Annotated in this window: 18 protein-coding genes and 1 other RNA gene; 8 read left to right on the forward strand and 11 right to left on the reverse strand. The window is 59.9% G+C overall.

Annotated elements, in window-relative coordinates; translation table 11 throughout:
* Positions 1 to 66: 66 nt before the first annotated feature.
* From AC2FNL_RS15800 to AC2FNL_RS15850, 11 genes are all read right to left on the reverse strand, one after another.
* Entirely contained in the window at positions 67 to 195 is a 129-nt protein-coding gene (locus tag AC2FNL_RS15800) for a hypothetical protein (protein WP_254920122.1), read from the reverse strand.
* 103 nt (positions 196 to 298) lie between these two features.
* Positions 299 to 1,651 (reverse strand): RIP metalloprotease RseP, encoded by a 1,353-nt coding sequence (gene rseP / locus AC2FNL_RS15805; RefSeq protein WP_496834253.1) that lies wholly within the window; start codon positions 1,649 to 1,651, stop codon positions 299 to 301.
* Positions 1,652 to 1,655: 4 nt separating this feature from the next.
* Positions 1,656 to 2,828, reverse strand: coding sequence for a 1-deoxy-D-xylulose-5-phosphate reductoisomerase (gene dxr, locus AC2FNL_RS15810; RefSeq protein ID WP_496834254.1), 1,173 nt, complete (start codon positions 2,826 to 2,828; stop codon positions 1,656 to 1,658).
* Complete coding sequence (locus tag AC2FNL_RS15815) at positions 2,828 to 3,610, reverse strand: phosphatidate cytidylyltransferase (RefSeq protein WP_093962007.1); 783 nt, start codon at positions 3,608 to 3,610, stop codon at positions 2,828 to 2,830. Before AC2FNL_RS15815 ends, dxr begins: the two co-directional genes overlap by 1 nt.
* On the reverse strand, positions 3,607 to 4,338 hold the full coding sequence (gene uppS, locus AC2FNL_RS15820) for a polyprenyl diphosphate synthase (RefSeq protein WP_170450047.1): 732 nt from the start codon (positions 4,336 to 4,338) through the stop codon (positions 3,607 to 3,609). The genes AC2FNL_RS15815 and uppS overlap by 4 nt, the downstream gene beginning before the upstream one ends.
* A gap of 9 nt (positions 4,339 to 4,347) precedes the next feature.
* Positions 4,348 to 4,911 carry a ribosome recycling factor gene (gene frr, locus AC2FNL_RS15825; protein ID WP_093962005.1) on the reverse strand — a complete coding sequence of 188 codons (564 nt, stop codon included), beginning with the start codon at positions 4,909 to 4,911 and terminating at the stop codon, positions 4,348 to 4,350.
* A 183-nt stretch (positions 4,912 to 5,094) separates the two neighbouring features.
* Positions 5,095 to 6,090: an acryloyl-CoA reductase gene (gene acuI / locus AC2FNL_RS15830; RefSeq protein ID WP_496834255.1), complete on the reverse strand. Its 996-nt coding sequence runs from the start codon at positions 6,088 to 6,090 to the stop codon at positions 5,095 to 5,097.
* Between the two features lie 88 nt (positions 6,091 to 6,178).
* Positions 6,179 to 7,282: a dimethylsulfoniopropionate demethylase gene (locus AC2FNL_RS15835; RefSeq protein WP_496834257.1), complete on the reverse strand. Its 1,104-nt coding sequence runs from the start codon at positions 7,280 to 7,282 to the stop codon at positions 6,179 to 6,181.
* The gene (locus AC2FNL_RS15840) at positions 7,283 to 7,810 is read right to left on the reverse strand and encodes a DinB family protein (RefSeq protein WP_496834259.1); all 528 of its coding nucleotides are present in this window, start codon (positions 7,808 to 7,810) and stop codon (positions 7,283 to 7,285) included.
* Positions 7,810 to 8,514 (reverse strand): DUF1326 domain-containing protein, encoded by a 705-nt coding sequence (locus tag AC2FNL_RS15845; RefSeq protein WP_496834261.1) that lies wholly within the window; start codon positions 8,512 to 8,514, stop codon positions 7,810 to 7,812. The genes AC2FNL_RS15840 and AC2FNL_RS15845 overlap by 1 nt, the downstream gene beginning before the upstream one ends.
* A gap of 4 nt (positions 8,515 to 8,518) precedes the next feature.
* Complete coding sequence (locus AC2FNL_RS15850; RefSeq protein ID WP_170528489.1) at positions 8,519 to 9,310, reverse strand: DUF2182 domain-containing protein; 792 nt, start codon at positions 9,308 to 9,310, stop codon at positions 8,519 to 8,521.
* 85 nt (positions 9,311 to 9,395) lie between these two features.
* Between AC2FNL_RS15850 and AC2FNL_RS15855 the strand changes: the two genes are divergently transcribed.
* The 8 genes from AC2FNL_RS15855 (at position 9,396) to AC2FNL_RS15890 (ending at position 15,694) form a co-directional block, all read left to right on the forward strand.
* The gene (locus AC2FNL_RS15855; protein ID WP_005983321.1) at positions 9,396 to 10,127 is read left to right on the forward strand and encodes a FadR/GntR family transcriptional regulator; all 732 of its coding nucleotides are present in this window, start codon (positions 9,396 to 9,398) and stop codon (positions 10,125 to 10,127) included.
* Between the two features lie 127 nt (positions 10,128 to 10,254).
* Positions 10,255 to 11,655 (forward strand): selenium-binding protein SBP56-related protein, encoded by a 1,401-nt coding sequence (locus tag AC2FNL_RS15860; protein WP_170338710.1) that lies wholly within the window; start codon positions 10,255 to 10,257, stop codon positions 11,653 to 11,655.
* Between the two features lie 13 nt (positions 11,656 to 11,668).
* Positions 11,669 to 12,319, forward strand: coding sequence for a hypothetical protein (locus AC2FNL_RS15865; RefSeq protein WP_496834263.1), 651 nt, complete (start codon positions 11,669 to 11,671; stop codon positions 12,317 to 12,319).
* A gap of 64 nt (positions 12,320 to 12,383) precedes the next feature.
* Positions 12,384 to 12,746, forward strand: a complete 363-nt coding sequence (locus AC2FNL_RS15870; protein ID WP_093961997.1) for a DUF4345 family protein — start codon at positions 12,384 to 12,386, stop codon at positions 12,744 to 12,746.
* A gap of 34 nt (positions 12,747 to 12,780) precedes the next feature.
* Positions 12,781 to 13,128: a transfer-messenger RNA gene (ssrA, locus tag AC2FNL_RS15875) on the forward strand.
* A 101-nt stretch (positions 13,129 to 13,229) separates the two neighbouring features.
* A complete protein-coding gene (locus AC2FNL_RS15880) occupies positions 13,230 to 13,661 on the forward strand; it encodes an ester cyclase (RefSeq protein ID WP_093961996.1) in 432 nt (143 codons plus the stop codon).
* 217 nt (positions 13,662 to 13,878) lie between these two features.
* Positions 13,879 to 15,153 (forward strand): chromate efflux transporter, encoded by a 1,275-nt coding sequence (gene chrA, locus AC2FNL_RS15885; protein WP_496834307.1) that lies wholly within the window; start codon positions 13,879 to 13,881, stop codon positions 15,151 to 15,153.
* A 76-nt stretch (positions 15,154 to 15,229) separates the two neighbouring features.
* Positions 15,230 to 15,694, forward strand: a complete 465-nt coding sequence (locus tag AC2FNL_RS15890) for an SspB family protein (protein WP_170368414.1) — start codon at positions 15,230 to 15,232, stop codon at positions 15,692 to 15,694.
* Positions 15,695 to 15,713: the final 19 nt, after the last annotated feature.

Raw genomic sequence — 15,713 nt, forward strand, 5'->3', positions numbered from 1 at the left:
CAAAAGCACAAACGAAAAACGCGACCGGATCGGTCGCGCTCGGCTCGTTCAGCTGGGTATGGGGAATCACATGCCGGCCAGATATGCGGCACCGGCCAATGCCAGAGCGGTCAGCCCAAAGCTGAGCAACGCGTCCCAGTTCAACACGAACAGGAAACTGAAGCCTCGGTAGGAATTCCGCAATGCCTTGGTCATTGGTCACAGCCCGCTTAATTGCATGTCTCGGCAAAATTACCCCAAATAAACTAGGTTTGAATTGAGGCAATTTTGCGACCGCAACGCGTCAATGCCGCCACAATCAGCAGAACAAGTCGTTGCTTACCGAGAAGATCATGAGGCTGAGAATCAGCGTGATGCCCACCGCCATCAACAGCTGCAAAGCACGGTCGCTGGGCGGTTTCCCTGCGACGGCTTCATAGGCGTAAAAAACCAGGTGTCCCCCGTCCAATGCGGGGATTGGGAACAAGTTCAGCAAGCCTACAGCAGTGGACAGAACCGCGATGAAGAAGATGAAGCTTTGTGCCCCTTGGCTCGCCATCGCGCCTGAGGTTTCCGCGATACCAATGGGTCCGGACATGTTGCAGGTGCTGATCGCACCTGTGACCATGTGCCATATGCCGGACAGCGACCCCTCGATGATGCGGCCGGTCTGGATAACTCCGCCATGCAGGGAGTCAACGAGACCTGCGGGTTCGGTCGCCGGCACCAGCATCATGCCGCCGACGATTCCAATCCGCCATTCGGTTTTGAAGCCGCCGTCCGCCTGCGGTTCATCCGTGCGACGCGGCGCCAGTGCAAATTCCAACTCGGCGCCGTCGCGCCAGACATCCAGCAAAAGTACCTTTCCGTCCGAGCTTTCGACCTTATCTTTAAGCTGTTCGAAAGCAAAAATCGGGTCGCCATCAACCGAGGTGATGACGTCGCCCGCCTGCAACTGGATATCCATCGCAGCACTGCGCGGGGCGACCTGCTGGATCAAGGGCGGGAACAGCCACGGGGCCGACACGTCGAGGGTTTGGCCGTCGCGGATGACGGTGTATTCGAGAACCGGCTGCACCGGCAGCGCCTCGGTAAACTCGGTCCAGGCCCCCTCCTGATCGAAATCAGGCGTGGGAATGCCAGCGATCGCAACGATTTCGTCCCCCTCCTGAAGCTCCTGCACGGTGCCCGGCAAAGGTTTCAGCGATCCGACCGTCAGTGGCTCGCGGGTCACGCCTTGCGACCAGAAGATCAAGCCGAAGACAAGGATCGACAGAACGAAATTGAAGACCGGCCCGGCCGCAACCGTGGCAGTCCGCGCCCAAAGCGGTGCGCCATGCATCGTCCGACGCAATTCTTCGGGGCTTTGCGTGGTGATTTCGGCCATCGTCTCGGTATCCTTGCCCGAGGCCGCATTGGCATCGCCCAGGAATTTCACATAACCGCCAAAAGGCAACAGAGCGATCTGCCATTTGGTGCCGCGTTTGTCCATTCGGCTCCAAAGCACCGGACCAAACCCCAACGAGAACACCTCGGCGTGGATCCCCGACCAGCGGCCAACGATGTAATGCCCGTATTCATGCACCGCCACGATGACGGACAACGCCACGACGAATGCGGCAATCGTATAGACCAGCCCACCAAATTGCGGGATCAGCGAGAGTATGTCCAAAATTCTATCCTGCTCTTCGTAGTACGGCGTCATCCACCCATTGACGTGCGAGATGGTCCGTTTTCAGGACGTTATCAAGGGTCAAAGGGGCATCAATAAGGCCGCCTGCGTCGTCGAAACGGTCCAGAACGGCAGCCACGGCGTCGGTCATGTCCAGAAAGCCGATGCGTTGACCGATGAAATGATCCAACGCACGCTCCTTGGCGGCGTTGAAGATCGCGCCTGACAAGCCACCGCGTTGCATGACCTCGCGGGCCAGCCGTAGGGCCGGGTAACGCGCCGGGTCCGGATCACGAAAACGCAGCTGACCCAGCTTGGCCAGGTCCAGGCGCGGCACCGGCAGGTCCCGCCTTTCGGGCCAATGCAGTGCATAGCCGATCGCGTGCCGCATATCAGGAGCGCCCAGATGCGCCATCATTGCGCCGTCGCGAAAGCCGACCAGAGCATGCACGATGGATTCGGGGTGAACCACAACCTCGATACGGTCAGGGTTTATCCCGAAAAACTCTTTGGTCTCGATCACTTCCAGCGCCTTGTTGAACATCGAGGCGCTGTCGATCGTTATCCGCTGGCCCATGTCCCAATTTGGGTGGCTAGAAGCTTGCTCGACCGTAGCGCCGGCCAGCTTTTCGACCGGCCAGTCGCGAAAGGCGCCGCCGCTGGCGGTGATGATGATGCGTTCGACCGCATCCATGTCTTCACCCACAAGCGCCTGAAAGACCGCCGAATGCTCGCTGTCGACAGGCAGTAGACGCGCGCCCTGGCGTTCCGCGGTTTCCAGAACAAGCGGGCCGGCACACACCAGCGTTTCCTTGTTCGCCAAGGCCAGGGTCGCGCCCTGCTTCAAAGCCTCAAGCCCCGGCGCCAAACCGGCCGAGCCAACAATGGCGGACATGACCCAGTCCGCCGGGCGAGCGGCCGCTTCGATCAGCGCGGTTGCGCCCGCAGCGGCTTCGATCCCGGTACCGGACAAAGCATCGCGCAGATCGTCCAGATGCTGGTCAAAGGCGGTTACCGCCACTTCAGCGCCCAGCCGGCGGGCGTCCTGCGCCAGCTGCCGGACATTCGCCCCGCCGGTGACGGCGACCACCTTGTAATCCTCCGGGGCTCGCGCAATCAGATCGATCGTATTCTGGCCAATCGATCCGGTCGCGCCGAATATCGAAACCTTTCGCATCAGATTTCCCCGGGCGAATAGACCAGTGACGCGATCAGAACCATCAGCGATGCACCCATCATGCCGTCAAATCGATCCAGAAAACCGCCGTGCCCCGGCACCAAGTTCGAGCTGTCCTTGACCCCGAACCGCCTCTTGACAGCGCTTTCCACGATATCACCGGCTTGGCTGGCCATCGAGGCCAGGACCGAAACCAAAACAAACCGGTAGCCAAACCCGGCATACGCGGCAACGGCTGCGCCCACCAGCGCGGCCGCCACCCAGCCGCCCGCCGTGCCCGACCAGGTTTTCTTGGGGCTGACGCGCGGCCAGAACTTCGGGCCTCCGAACGTCTTTCCCACGAAGTACCCAGCTACGTCTGTGGCAACGACGACCAGGATCAACCAGACCATCCAGCCAAACCCCATCGTCTCGCGGATCTGGATGAACCCGTAACCCGCACAGGCAATCCACATGGCAAACAGCACGTAGATCCCGCGCGAGTGCGAGACCTGCCCTGCCCCGACCAGTGCGGGTGCGATCAGAAAGGGCAGTTTGTAGAGCGGTGGCACATGATAGCTAAGCATGACGGCAACGCCGGTCAGGATTCCTAACTGAACCGCGACGCCCACCCGATCGGAATCGATCATGCGAACCAGTTCCCAGGTCATCAGACCACACGCGGCAGCAACAAATGTCTCGAACCATAGTCCGCCCAGCCAAACCTCGACCGCTCCAATAGCGACCAGCACCAGGGCAGACAACACCCGGGTGGTCAGGTCGGACCATCGGCCGTCCGTCATGCCGGAACTGCTCCGAACCGGCGTTCGCGCGACCCGAAGCTCTTGCACAGCCGTTCCAGCTCGGCCGCGGTGAAGTCGGGCCAGAGCGTGTCGATGAATTCGTATTCCGAGTAAGCGGATTGCCAGAGTAGGAAATTCGATATCCGCGCCTCGCCACTGGTGCGAATGACCAGATCGGGGTCAGGCAGGACGCGCGTGTCCAGATATCTGGGCAGCGTTTCCTCGTCGACATCTTCGGGTCGCAGGTTGCCTGCGGCAACGTCCCGCGCCAGCCGCTTGGTTGCCCGCGCCACTTCGTCCCGACCACCATAGTTGAGAGCGACGGTCAGGTGGACAAGGTCATTTTCGGCCGTCTCGCGCTCCAGCGTGTCCATCAACTCGATCAGTTTGGCATCCAGCCGCACCCTGTCGCCAATGAATCGAACGCGGATACCGTTTTGGGCCAAGGTACGGGTTTCCTTAATGATGTAGCGCTTGAACAGGCTCATCAGACCGGCAACCTCGACCTGGGTCCGTTTCCAGTTTTCCGTCGAAAAGGCAAAAATCGTCAGGTACTTGATCCCCAGCCCCGGACAGGCTTCGACCACTTCGCGCACCCGACGGGCACCGGCGTGATGCCCGTACAGCCGTGGCCGGCCGCGCGCCTGGGCCCACCTACCGTTGCCATCCATGATGATGGCCACGTGACGCGGACCACAGGGGGGCTCGTTTTGGGGATCAGCGGGCATGGCTTGCGCTCAAACCTGCATGATTTCGGCCTGCTTGGCCTCGAGGGCCGTATCGACGGCCTTGATCATCTGATCGGTCAGTTCCTGAACCTCGGTTTCCCAGAACTTCTGATCGTCTTCCGACAGGCCGTCGGCCTTGGCTTTCTTGATCTGATCCATCCCATCGCGCCGCACGTTGCGAATAGCAACGCGGGCGTGTTCGGCGTATTGCCCGGCCACTTTGCCCAGCTCGCGGCGGCGCTCTTCGTTCAACTCGGGGATCGGCAGCATGATGATCGTGCCATTCAGCTGCGGGTTGATGCCCAGTCCGCTTTCCCGGATCGCCTTTTCAACCTTGCCGACCAAAGCCTTGTCCCAAACATTCACGGTGACCATACGCGGCTCGGGAACGTTTACAGTGCCGACCTGGTTGATCGGTGTCATCGACCCATACGCATCCACCATAACCGGCTCGAGCATCGAAGCCGACGCACGTCCGGTGCGCAGCGACGCGAATTCGGTTCTGAGGTTGGCCATCGCGCCATCCATGCGGCGTTTCAGATCATCGGTGTCCAGTTCAAAATCGTCAGACATGCTGCTCACTCCCCGTCTTCAGGTGATGTTGGAATGGCTCTTACGCCATCGCACCTGGGATGTATAGCAATCATGATCAGGAAATGTGGCAATGACCAGAGTTGTTTCCGCGAAAAAACCGATCCCCCGGACAAAAAAGACCGGCCCTGTGGCGGGCCGGTCTGGCACAGAAAAAACCAAGCCTCAGGCGTTCAGGTCAACGACCACGCGCCCCTTGACCTGACCGTTGAGGATGTCGGCACCCAACTTCGGAAGATCATTCAGAGTGGCGGGTTGGATCATCGCTTCCAGCTTGTCCATCGGCAGATCCGAAGCTACCCGCTGCCAAGCCCGCAGTCGGTTGTCGAACGGCTGCATCACGCTGTCGATTCCCAACAGGTTGACGCCGCGCAGCAGGAACGGAATGACGGTCGCCGGCAGGCCCGCGCCACCGGCCAGACCGACCGCTGCCACCGAGGCGCCATACTTCATCTGGCCCAGTACGCGCGCCAGCATTGCGCCCCCGACGGCATCAACGCAGCCAGCCCAGGTTTCGCTTTCCAGCGGACGTTTGGTGGTTTCGTTCAACTCGTCACGGGGCACGATCGACGTGGCGCCAAGCGCCTTCAGATAGCCTTCGGTTTCAGGCCGCCCGGTCACAGCCGCAACTTCATATCCCAGATTGGCCAGAATCGCAGTGGCAACCGAGCCGACGCCCCCGGCTGCACCGGTTACCAGAACCGGCCCGCGGTCAGGCGTCAAACCGTGATCTTCGAGCGCCATCACCGCCAGCATCGCGGTAAAACCGGCAGTTCCCACGGCCATGGCCTGGCGCGTGCTCAACCCCTCGGGCAGAGGGACCAGCCAATCGGCCAAGGCGCTGACCTTCTGGGCGTATCCGCCCCAATGCGCCTCACCCACGCGCCAACCGGTCAGCACGACCTTGTCACCGGGTTTGTACCGGTCGTCCGAGGACTCTTCGACCGTTCCGGCATAATCGATCCCCGGCACATGCGGGTAATTCCGCACCAAACCGCCGCCCATGGGCGACATGCACAAACCATCCTTGTAGTTGACGGTCGAGAACTCGACGGCCACACGCACTTCACCATGCGGCAAGTCATCTTCCGAGATCTGCTTGATCACCGGGCTGGCCAGTCCGCTTTCCTCGTCCTTTTCCATCACCAAAGCGTTGAACATATTCCAATTCCTTTCTTTGACCGTGGCCCGACCGATCTCTCATCTGGCCCAAATACTTCCCGGGCGCGTCCCGAGCGCCCTTTCCGGCTCAAATCCAGAACTTGTCCTGCACGATTGCAGTCCGCATTCCAGACGGCGTTTCGACTTCGACCTGCGTTCCCGGTTCCCAGTGGCTCAGCCGCAGCATACCGATCGACACGTTGGTTTGGAAATCCGGCGACCAGGTGGCCGAGGTCACCTGACCCACGCGCTTGCCGCCACCATAGACCGGCCACGGCCGATCACAGGGTGGCACCGCATCTCCCTCGATCGCGATCGGGCGGATTTGCTGAACCGGCCCCTCTTTGGCCACCCGCAGCAGAGCGTCCCGCCCGATGCAGCCAATGGCCGTATGCGTGTTGCAGAACTTGCCCAACCCGCACTCATGGGGCGTGTTGTCGTCAGTCATGTCGTTGCCATAAGACAGCAACCCGCCCTCGATCCGCTCGATCAGGTTGGGGCAGCCCGCCCGAACCTGCAGGTCCTCTCCGGCGGCAAACAGCGCGTTCCACAAGGGCATGCCGATGTCGCCGCCCTCGACATAGATCTCGAACCCGCCCTGTTTGGAATAGCCCGACCGCGCAATCGCCAGATCACGCCCCTCGAACTGGAACATGTCGAACTTGAAGAAGCGGATATCTCGCACCCGGTCGCCAAAGACCCGCGCCATCAGGTCATCCGCCTTGGGTCCCTGCACCGCCAAAGGCGACACGTCCGGCTCATCCACCAGAACATCCAGTCGATACCCGTTGGCCAAGCCTTTGACCCACAACAGCAAATCGCTGTCTGCGATCGAAATCCACCAGCGGTCATCCGCCAGTTTCACCGCCACGGGATCGTTCAGCATTCCCCCGGTTTCGTCCACGATTGGCACATAGTAGCACTGGCCCGGCAACATGCCGCGCAGGTCGCGCGGTGTCAGCATCTGCATCAGCCGCGCGGCATCGGGGCCTCGCAGTTCGACCTGCCGCTCGCAAGACACGTCCCAGACCTGCACATGGGTCTTGAGATGCCGATAGTCGGCCTCGACGCTTTTAAACACCGTCGGCAGCAACATCCGGTTGTAAACGGTATAACCTTTGACACCGGCCGCCTCGACCCCGTCGGAGAACGGCGTGCGCCGCAGCCGGCGCGACAAAGAAATCTGTGGCACTTAGACCTCCTCGGGCAAGAAAACGAGATCACTGACCGGAGCCTCAGACCCGGCCTCGGTCAGCATTTTGTGGATTTGTCCCCGGTGATGCGTTTGATGATTGAAAAAATGCATCACACACACGGCGTAAGGTAATGTAATGTCGTCTTCTTTTGCCGCGGAATACCAAGTAAACGGACACGAGATCGGGTCGTCGCCCAGAGTTTCAACCCAAGCATCGATCCGCGCATCTATGGTCTCGCGCAGCGGCAGCCAGTGCACCAGATCCGGGCACAGGTGGACGCTTTCGTGAATACCGCCGCCCTTGCGATGCGGATTGCTTTCAGGCCCCGACCCTTTGTCAAACCGGGACATCCAAATCCAGTCGCCCCACAGCAGATGGTTGGCAGTCCCCAGGATCGACCCGAAAAACGCGCCGCGTTCTCGGGTCAACTCCTCGGGCGAAAGCTCTTGAAGAAAACCCGCCAACTGGCTGTTCTGCCAGCGGTTATAGCGGGCCATCTGCCGAGCATAGGCGCCGGTGATCATCACTTGGGTCCGTGCCAGTCGATCGGGCAGATTTCGGCCGATTTGCCGCCGAAATCCCAGACACGACCATAGTCGCGCACCTTCGACTTGGTGCCACGCGCCACGATGATGTCCGGACCCATCCAATATTTGGAATTCGAAACCAGGACAGGATGTTCGGGGTCTTTGCCTGCCAGCATCTCGATCTCACCCTGGATCTTGCGGCCGATGACGATGCGGCGTTTGTTGCCGTCGCGCTCGATCTGCACCGGAGCACGCTCGGCGCCGATAATTTCACTCACCAGCATCGTGAACAGCCCAGTGGTTCCACCGGCTTGCCCGCTAAAAATCTGCAGCAGACCGTTGTACGCCTTGCCACTTGCGCGCTCATCCACGTAAGCGGCGACCTTCCACTGGCCTTCGCCCATCCGGCCGGGAATATCGACCAGCAGACCGACGTTCAGACCCGACAAGTCCTCACCTTCATAGTGTCCTTCGTCGATGATCACGCCCATCCACGCATGACAATGCCCTTCGGTCGGAGGATGCGCCCCCAGCGAAACCACGCAGGGGCAGAACACGTCGCAGGAGCAGTTCAGGATAAGCTCACCCTTGATGGCCCAGTCCGTCGGGCTCATCTCTCGGCGCTTGGGATTGGGCATCCGGCTGTCAATTCGCTGACTGACCGGCAGCTTGTCGGCATCGGGTTTTCTGTTTTTTGCCATCGGCTTATCCTCCGTATGCAATTGGGTAGATCAGCAGCCCAAGGCCACCTGCAATCAAAGCGAAACCCAGCGGCCGTGTCAGAACATGACCGACCTGGGGCAATTTCTCCAACACCATGAACAGGGTCGCCAAACCCATCCACAGCAGGCTCATCACGCCTCCGACGAAGCCAAGCGCCATGAACCCCCAGCAGCAGCCGACACAAAAGGCGCCAAGCCCCAGCCCCATGCGCAGACCGCCAGAGAATCCGGTGCGCCAGTGTCCAAGGAAATAGGTCATGGGTGCATGACACACCCCGTGGCACACCTCCTTGGCTCGGGTGAACTGAAAGGCGCCGACGGCGATCAGAAGGCCGGCAGCAAAGAGCGGAGATTTGGCAATGCCCAGCATGTCGATCACGCCTCCGAACAGCAACGCCAGCTGAACACCTGTGATCAACGCGGCGAACCCGGCCCAGACCACGAAATAACCCAACAGAACGCCGACCCACCCGAGCCTTGTTCCATTGGCGCTCTGGATCAAATCCTCATAGCTTCTCAGTGTTGGAACCAACGTCGGAAGCATCATCGCGGCCATCATGATCGCCCACATCACGAACAGCGGGCCGAACTCGGCCATCGGCATGTACATGTCCATGCGGGGATCCATCGCACGCATCGCTTCGGCCATCGGCCCGGGTCGGCCAATCCAATCGACGCCCATGTCGCGGCTCATGGTGTACATCACCCACCAGGCCCACAGGATCAGGACGAAAAAGCCCAGCCACAAACCGTTGCGTAGAAGTGCCCGACTCATGTTCCCTCCCGACTCGGTGCTTGCTTTTCAAATGTCAGACTTTTAAATGTCAGACAAATAAATTTTTCACGGCGGCCTGCAGAATATGAAAATCGATCCTCAGAAAAGCACCGACCTGTCTGCACAGATCGCCCAGGCCATCCGTGATGCTATCGTATCAGGAGAGCTGATCGTGGACGAGCGCCTGCCCTCGGAATCCGAGCTGGCGGACCAGTTCCAGGTGTCGCGCCCCACTGTGCGCGAGGCTCTGAAACGGCTGGCGGCGCAATCGCTGATCCGCACCCAGCGCGGCGCGACGGGGGGTGCCTTCGTCAATCGGCTGAGTTTCCAGGACGCCTATTCCCAGCAGATCACGACTTCGACGCTGCTGCTGTCGATGAACGAGGTCAGTTTCGACACCGCTTGCGAGGCCCGCTATGCGTTGGAGCGGGCCTGCGCGCCCTTGTCCGCCCAACGGCGCACCGCGGATCAATTGGCCACCATGCGCGCGGAGATCTTCCGGCAGGCGCAGCCCGGCCTGACGGATGAGGCCTTCTGTGCGTCGGACGTGGCCTTTCACCGGGCGCTGGTCGATGGTGCGGGCAACCCTGTCCTGTCCTATCAACTGGCCGGCGCGGTCGAAGCGATGCAGCCCCTGATGAACATGATCACCTTCACCGCACGCTCGCGCGAAGAGATCATCCGCCTGCACAGCAAGATCGCCGACGCGCTGGAGGCGCAGGACGCCGAAACAGTCGACGCCGCTCTGGTCGAGCTGGAAACCTACACACGCCGCCTGGCTCATGACGTGGCCGAACGTCGGCGGAAACCGGCCTGAAGACACTCTGAATACTTCTTGACGCATCACATCAACGGAAAGGACACTCGAGCAGGCAGACCATCATCCGGCGGGAAGACCGGCACTCTCAATAAAATTGATTTTCAATGACTTACGGGAGGACGTTATGAACAAAAGACCGGATCCAACATTCTATCCATCCGCCAAGATGGCCATGGAGGCCCCGCCCGAGACCTTGGCCTTCACACTGATGCTCAGCCCCGATTTTTCGCAGCCCGATGGCCTGGCCGTCGTGAATGTCGACCCAACTTCGGGCGACTATGGCAAGATCGTTCACAAGGTGATGATGCCCAACAAGGGCGACGAGTTTCACCATTTCGGATGGAACGCCTGTTCCTCGGCCCTGTCTCCGCTGACCGGCCACGCTTTTCTTGAGCGCCGGTACTTGATCATCCCCGGTATCCGTTCCAGCCGGATCTACGTGATTGACGTGAAAGAGCCGCTGAAGGCCAAAATCCACAAGATCATCGAACCCGAAGAAGTCTTTGCAAAGACGGGATATTCCCGCCCCCACACGATCCATTGCGGACCCGAAGGTATCTATGTCAGCACCTTGGGCGGCGGCGGACCAGATGGCACCGATGGGCCTCCGGGCATCTTCATCATGGATTGCGAAACCTTCGACATCATCGGACGTTACGAGATCGAGCGCGGCGTGCAGGACAAGCACTATGATTTCTGGTGGAACCTGCCGCGTGACTACATGGTCAGTTCCGAATGGGGTCTGCCCCCGCAATTCGAAAACGGGATCGTGGCCGAAGATCTGCTGTCGAACAAATATGGCCACCGGATCCATTTCTGGAACCTGCGCGACCGCACCAACATCCAGACCATCGACCTGGGCGAGAACCACCAGATGGCGCTGGAAATCCGGCCGGCGCATGACCCGGTCAAACAATACGGGTTCTGCGGCGTGGTGGTCGACACCACCAATCTTCAGGGTGCGATCTTTACCTGGTGGCGCAACAAGGATGGCAGCTTCGAGGCCAAGAAGACCATCACGATCGATCCGCAACCCGCTGATCCGAATGATCTTCCCGATCTACTCAAAGGGTTCTCGGCGGTGCCGCCGCTGGTGACCGACATCGATCTGAGTCTGGACGACAAATATCTGTACGTCGCGTGCTGGGGCACCGGTGAAATGCACCAATACGATGTTTCGGACCCGATGAAACCCAAGCTGGCCGGCAAGGTCGAGATCGGCGGAATCGTCAAGAAAACCAAGCATCCCAACGGCAAGGACTTTGGTTATGGCCCGCAGATGGTCGAGATCAGCCGCGACGGCAAACGCGTCTACTGGACCAATTCGCTCTATTCCACGTGGGATGACCAATTCTATCCCGGCGATCGCGGCGCTGCGATGGTCAAGGCGGATGTGGGCGAAAAAGGCGGCCTGACACTGGACAAGGATTTCTGGGTGGATTTCCCGAAAGGGTATCGCAGCCACCAGATCCGGCTTGAGGGAGGAGACTGCTCCACCGACAGTTTCTGCTACCCTTCGGTCTGAATTGGACGTCTTGATGACATCGACGGCCGGCCTTTGGCTGGCCGTTGTTCTGAGCGGCGCCTATCACGGGTTGAACCCCGGTATGGGCTGGCCCCTGGCCGTGTCGGCGGCATTGATGGAGCAACGCCAATCCGCCCTCTGGCGCGCGTTGGCAGCGCTGGCGGGCGGGCATTTCCTGGCGATGCTGGGCGTGCTGCTGCCCTTTGCGCTGATGACCATCCTTGTAGACTATCAGCGCGAAATCCGGATCGGAGCGGCCCTGATCGTGATCGCCATGGGCCTTTACATTGCGATCACCCGTCGTCACCCACGGTTTCTGGCGCGCGTCCCGCCCAGTCGGCTGGCGCTGTGGTCGTTTCTGGTGGCTCTGGCGCATGGTGCGGCGCTGATGCTTGTCCCGATCTATCTGGGTCTGTGCGGGCTGGACGAGTTGGATACCGGCCACAGAGCCGTTTCAGAGATCATGGGCACCAATGGCTTGCTGGTTCTGGCTGTGGCCGCGGTCCATACCGGCGCAATGATGCTGGGCGGCGGTGCGCTGGCCTTCGCGGTCTATCGCTGGCTGGGCCTGCAGTTTCTGTCGCGCAGCTGGTTCAACCTGGAAATGGTTTGGGCGCTCAGCTTGATCCTTGTGGGCGTGCTCGGCTTCTGGGCCGCAATCTGAGGTCTTCCCCCTGCCCCGAAACAGATTAGGTTCGACGGACAGGCATTTGAAACGCGAGGCCCCCATGACCGGAACACTCAACATCATCGCAGCCCTTCTGACCATCGGCTTTGGCCTGTTCGGCTTTTTGGCCCCGGCCTGGACGGCGGCCTCGCTTGACCTTGCGCCCACCAACAGCACGATGGGCCTCAGCGAAATGCGGGCCTCAGTCGGCGGGCTGTTTGTCGTGACCGGCATCGCCGTATTGTGGCTGAACCACCCGATGGCCTACGCGATGTTGGGCGTGGTCTATGCCGGCGCGGCGCTGGGTCGGTTCGTGTCCGTTCTGCTGGACAATCCCCCCTTGGCCAAAGCGTTGACCTTCGGCGGAATAGAGCTGGTGCTGGCGATCTGGCTGATCGCCGCCAACCTCTCCAAGCCCGCGTGAACGGTTGAAAAATCGCGATCGTCTCGCGCTTTGGGGGTTTGCATCCGCAAAAATCCTCACCTATATAAATGCTGTCCTTCGGGACTATGGACATAAACGCGCTCGTAATAAGCGGATCGGACCCGGGGGCGGTACCCGGCGGCTCCACCATATATCCTTCATTTGGGGATCATGGGGCCGAAACAGGATCGACGAACGTCTAAAGGGGTTAGCTTTGTCCCGGCTGTCTGCCACCGTTACCGGCGAAAACAGTACAATTGCAAATGACAATCGTGCTCCGGTTGCCGTTGCTGCGTAAGCAGTAACCAGACCGAAACTTAAGTCCTTGCGCCTAGCCGCGTAAGGCGGGGTTCGCAGGTACCTGGCAACAGAAACCTGCATTTCCCTAGATTTTGTCTGAGTTTGTGCGCCAAATTCGGCAGCCATTCAGAAACTGTTCACTCCTGTCATTCAAAGTAGCGGAAGACAGACAGGAGAGTTGGGATGACTCATTCAGAGATACTCAGGGCCTGGTATTCCGAGGTCTGGGAAAAAGGCAATATTGACGCGATCGACCAGTATTTTGCCCCGGAAACGATGGCCGAAGGGCTGATACCCGAAATGCAGGTCGGCGCGGACGACTTTCGCGACCTGGTCATGGCCTTCCGGCACGTTCTGGGCGAAATTCAGGTGGATTTGCCCAAAATTATCGAAAACGGCGATTGGGCGTCAGCCGTTCTGCATGTGCGGACCTCGCGGGCGGACAACGGCGCGCCCTTGGAGGTCACAGGCCAAGTGATGGCGCGCTTCAAAGGTGACAAGATGGTCGAAGCCTACAACCAGTTCGACTTCGTTTCCCTGTTTGAACAGCTCGGCCAGTTCCCGCAGGACACTCTGCCTGTTTGCATGACAGGACAACGGCTGGACTGGGCCTGAACCGGTTCTTGACCGCGCGTGCTGACCCCGAGTAGCAAGAGCACACGGGGTCAGCATGTGAACGCCCTGCCCGGCGGCAGCCCGGGTTCGCATGTCTCCAGATCCAAAGGGGCACATGGCATGGCTGCGCAGTTTCAATGATCGCTGGTGGTCGGATCAGCACCTATGCTCCGGACAGCGGATGGGGACAGCACCCGTGGACCGCCGCAACCGACGCATGCGTGACGGAGCCCCGGTATTGAAACCCTCACTGTCAGAGCTGGTTCGGGTTTTCGGCCGAATTGGCCTCCTCTCATTTGGTGGCCCAGCGGCACAGATCTCATTGATGCACCAAGAATTGGTCGAACGGCGGCCATGGTTGGATGAGCAGACCTTTCTGCGGGCGCTTTCGCTGTGCATGTTGCTGCCCGGCCCCGAAGCCATGCAACTGGCCACCTATGCCGGCTGGCGGCTGCGGGGCGTGCCGGGCGGGCTGATTGCCGGCGGCCTGTTCGTTTTTCCCGGAGCGCTGGTGATAGCCGTGCTGGTCGGCCTGTATGCTGCCTACGGAGACCTTCCCGTGGTCCAGGCTGCATTTCTCGGGATCAAGGCCACGGTTATCGTGATCGTTCTCCAGGCGGTGCTCAATCTTTCCCGCAAAACTCTATCTGGGGCAGAGCCCGGGATTCTTGCGATACTGGCGTTCCTGGCGATCTTCGCTCTGAATCTACCTTTCCCCCTGATCATTCTGGCCGCGGCTGTCTGGGGCTTTTCACGTAAGCCTTCAGAGCAGCCTTCGGTTTCACAGAATGTCGATACCGCATTGGCTCGGCCCGCGCGGACCGCAGCGCTCTGGCTGTTTCTTTGGTTGGCTCCGCTGGTGTTGTTGACCCTTTCCGGCCAGACGTTGCTAAGCGATCTGGGCTGGTTCTTTGCACGATTGGCCGTAGTTACTTTCGGCGGGGCCTATGCGGTGCTGGCCTACATGACCCAGACGGTCGTCGAGAACTATCAATGGATCTCTACCGATCAGATGATCGATGCGCTGGGACTGGCAGAAACCACCCCCGGCCCATTGATACTGGTCACGCAATTCGTCGCCATGCTCGCCGGGCAGTTGGCGGGCGGGATGTCCCTTGCGCTGGCAGCCGGGGTCGTTGCGCTGTGGGCGACCTTCGTTCCGTGCTTCCTGTGGATATTCGTTGCCGCGCCTTACTTGGACGTCATAGCACAAAGACCAAGACTGTCGGGCGCATTGCGCGCAATTACCGCGGCGGTCGTCGGTGTGATTCTCAACCTGTCGGTGTGGTTCGGACTGCACGTCCTGTTTGGAACCATCGGAGAAGTCGAGTTTGGTCCGATCTCACTGCCCATTCCGGTTTTTTCGACCTTGGACATCACAGCCGTTGGATTGACGTCCCTTGCCGGAGTCCTGATTTTCATAAGAAAAACCGGTCTGGCAACGACGCTGGGCATCATGATAGGAGCAGGCGCAATCCTGCATCTGGTTTAAACAATCAGACGCAACCCGCTCTTTCGTTTCCGATCAAATCCCTTATGCTTGGGGTAACCACTTTCGAGGATGACACATGTCGCAAGGCATTGACTACGGCAACTTGATGCACACCGCTATGCGCGGGCTGATCAAGACTGTTCTGAAGCGCGTTTCCGAAACCGGATTGCCCGGCGCGCACCATTTCTTCATCACGTTCGATACCCGTGAGCCCGGCGTCGAAATCGCTGACTGGCTGCGCGAACGCTACCCTGATGAGATGACGATCGTGGTGCAGCACTGGTTCGAAAATCTCGAGGTTGGCGAGGACGGATTTGCCATCACGCTCAATTTTGGTGACGCTCCGGAGCCGCTGTATATCCCCTATTCGGCCATCCAGACCTTTGTCGATCCGTCGGTCGAATTCGGGCTGCGCTTCGAAAGCTCGGACGAAGACGATGAGGACCCGGCGGAAATCGATGCCGAGTCGATCGAGGTCGAACCCGAAGACGAGCCGCATCATGATGCGGATATCGTATCGCTGGACAGCTTCCGCAAGTAATTCGCATCCATTGGACAAG

This window comes from Ruegeria sp. CRTD044, from assembly GCF_059613485.1.

What these genes read in the sequence shown, in the direction of transcription:
- AC2FNL_RS15845 (WP_496834261.1), bottom strand. Translation starts at nt 8,514, where the DNA reads ATGGCAAAAAACAGAAAACCCGATGCCGACAAGCTGCCGGTCAGTCAG.
- AC2FNL_RS15855 (WP_005983321.1), top strand. Translation starts at nt 9,396, where the DNA reads ATGAAAATCGATCCTCAGAAAAGCACCGACCTGTCTGCACAGATCGCC.
- frr (WP_093962005.1), bottom strand. Translation starts at nt 4,911, where the DNA reads ATGTCTGACGATTTTGAACTGGACACCGATGATCTGAAACGCCGCATG.
- AC2FNL_RS15860 (WP_170338710.1), top strand. Translation starts at nt 10,255, where the DNA reads ATGAACAAAAGACCGGATCCAACATTCTATCCATCCGCCAAGATGGCC.
- AC2FNL_RS15865 (WP_496834263.1), top strand. Translation starts at nt 11,669, where the DNA reads ATGACATCGACGGCCGGCCTTTGGCTGGCCGTTGTTCTGAGCGGCGCC.
- AC2FNL_RS15870 (WP_093961997.1), top strand. Translation starts at nt 12,384, where the DNA reads ATGACCGGAACACTCAACATCATCGCAGCCCTTCTGACCATCGGCTTT.
- AC2FNL_RS15890 (WP_170368414.1), top strand. Translation starts at nt 15,230, where the DNA reads ATGTCGCAAGGCATTGACTACGGCAACTTGATGCACACCGCTATGCGC.
- acuI (WP_496834255.1), bottom strand. Translation starts at nt 6,090, where the DNA reads ATGTTCAACGCTTTGGTGATGGAAAAGGACGAGGAAAGCGGACTGGCC.
- AC2FNL_RS15800 (WP_254920122.1), bottom strand. Translation starts at nt 195, where the DNA reads ATGACCAAGGCATTGCGGAATTCCTACCGAGGCTTCAGTTTCCTGTTC.
- chrA (WP_496834307.1), top strand. Translation starts at nt 13,879, where the DNA reads ATGCGTGACGGAGCCCCGGTATTGAAACCCTCACTGTCAGAGCTGGTT.
- AC2FNL_RS15880 (WP_093961996.1), top strand. Translation starts at nt 13,230, where the DNA reads ATGACTCATTCAGAGATACTCAGGGCCTGGTATTCCGAGGTCTGGGAA.
- AC2FNL_RS15815 (WP_093962007.1), bottom strand. Translation starts at nt 3,610, where the DNA reads ATGACGGACGGCCGATGGTCCGACCTGACCACCCGGGTGTTGTCTGCC.
- uppS (WP_170450047.1), bottom strand. Translation starts at nt 4,338, where the DNA reads ATGCCCGCTGATCCCCAAAACGAGCCCCCCTGTGGTCCGCGTCACGTG.
- AC2FNL_RS15840 (WP_496834259.1), bottom strand. Translation starts at nt 7,810, where the DNA reads ATGATCACCGGCGCCTATGCTCGGCAGATGGCCCGCTATAACCGCTGG.
- AC2FNL_RS15850 (WP_170528489.1), bottom strand. Translation starts at nt 9,310, where the DNA reads ATGAGTCGGGCACTTCTACGCAACGGTTTGTGGCTGGGCTTTTTCGTC.
- dxr (WP_496834254.1), bottom strand. Translation starts at nt 2,828, where the DNA reads ATGCGAAAGGTTTCGATATTCGGCGCGACCGGATCGATTGGCCAGAAT.